The following is a 1,891-nucleotide window of genomic DNA, read 5'->3' as shown; positions in this document are numbered from 1 at the left end:
CGGTGCACCTTTACTGATGCGGCGTCCGGGCAGGATAACCGGGCTTCTGGTGCTGCTTTGCCTGCTGTGGCCCGCCGCGGTTTCGGCACAAAGCTGGTATGAAAAGCTGGTGATGCCGGGGCCGCTGGTCGAGGGCCATCGCAAGCTTGAGACCGATTGTGCCAATTGCCACAGCTCGTTTTCGCAAGAAAAACAAGGCACGCAATGCGCCGATTGTCACAAGCCGATCGCTGCCGATCAGGCCGCAAAGACCGGCTTTCACGGCCGCGCCCCCGAGGTGCAGGGGCAGGAATGCCGGCATTGCCACACCGATCACATTGGCCGCGATGCCGATATCATCGGGCTGGACCGCGAGACCTTTGACCATAACCTGACCGACTATCCCCTGCGCGGCGCGCATGGCGCTCTGGCCTGCGACAGCTGCCACGCCAGCGATAAGCCGTTCCGCGAGGCCGTGGGCGATTGCGCCACCTGCCACAAGGAGGACGCGCCGCATGGCGACAAGCTGGGCACGGAATGCGCCACCTGCCATCAGGAAACCGGCTGGGCCGATCTGAAGTCATTCGACCACGCCAAGACCGGGTTCGAATTGCTGGGCGGCCACGCGAAAACCCCGTGCGGCGATTGCCATGTCGGCGAGGTCTGGAAAGGCCTCAGCAAGACCTGCGCCGATTGCCACCGCTTGCAGGACGTGCATCGCAGCACCATGGGCGCGAAATGCGACAGTTGCCATGGCACGACCAAATGGCAGGAGGTGCGGTTCAAGCATGACACCGACACCAAGTTCGCGCTGACCGGCGCTCATGCCAAGGCCGCTTGCACCAGTTGTCATACCGGCGACGCCTATGCGACCGACCTGCCGCTTGAGTGTAGCGACTGCCACCGCGACGACGACCCGCATCAGGGCGAATTGGGCAAGGCCTGCGCCACCTGTCACACCACCGAGGACTGGCGCGGCACCGTGGCTTTTGACCACGGGCTGACGCGGATGCCGCTGATCGGGCTGCATGTGCTGACGCCTTGCGAGGAATGCCATATCGACCAGACCTTCCAGCAGGCCGATATTTCCTGCGCCAGCTGTCACGTCGCCGACGACCCGCACAAAGGCACGCTGGGCAAGGATTGTGAATCCTGCCACACCCCCAACGGCTGGGCGTTCTGGAGCTTTGACCACAAGGCCCAGACCCGGTTCAACCTGACCGGCGCCCATGACGGATTGGTCTGTCGGGCCTGCCATACGCCGGCCCAGCCTGACCCGGCCAAGGTGCCGCGCGCCTGTGTCGCCTGTCACGGCACCCAGGACACGCATCGCGGCACCTTCGGCCGGGATTGCGCCGCCTGCCACATCACCACCAACTGGAAGAACGTGCGGCTGCGGCGCTAGGGATCAGAGGCCGGACAGCTCTTTCTTGTGCATCCATTCGGCGTGCTTGGGGGCTTTCTTGGTCTTCGACCATTCCTCAAGCATCTCCCATTTGACACTGTCCAACTTGGCCAGCATCGCCTGTTCTTCCGGATCGGGACAGGCCAGTTCGACCCGGTGACCGTTGGGATCGAAGAAATAGATCGAGTGAAAGATCGAGTGGTCTGTGACGCCCAGAACCTCGACGCCATTGGCTTCGAGATGGTTCTTGAATTCGATCAGTTCATCGCGATCCTTGACCTTGAACGCGATGTGCTGAACCCAGGCCGGGGTGTTCGGATCGCGGCCCATTTCGGGCTTGGTCGGCAGTTCAAAGAAGGCCAGAACGTTGCCATTCCCGGCATCAAGGAACAGATGCATGTAAGGATCGGGTTCATGGGTCGAGGGCACATAGTCTTCGGCAATCGCCAGAATAAAATCCATGTTCTGCATCTTGCCATACCATTCGACGGTCTGTTTCGCGTCTTT

At 61.7% G+C, this 1,891-nt stretch carries 2 protein-coding genes; one reads left to right on the top strand and one right to left on the bottom strand.

What is annotated here, in order from left to right; translation table 11 throughout:
* A partial coding sequence (locus ABYW26_RS14060; RefSeq protein ID WP_372605544.1) for a hypothetical protein occupies positions 1-1,384 on the top strand: 1,384 nt, incomplete at its 5' end.
* 3 nt (positions 1,385-1,387) lie between these two features.
* Here ABYW26_RS14060 and ABYW26_RS14055 read toward each other — a convergent pair.
* The coding region (locus ABYW26_RS14055; protein ID WP_372605543.1) for a VOC family protein at positions 1,388-1,891 on the bottom strand (504 nt) is incomplete at its 5' end.

Source organism: Actibacterium sp. (assembly GCF_041584535.1).
In the GTDB taxonomy this organism is placed as follows: domain Bacteria; phylum Pseudomonadota; class Alphaproteobacteria; order Rhodobacterales; family Rhodobacteraceae; genus Actibacterium_D.
This window is presented reverse-complemented; position numbering and strand designations above follow the sequence as displayed.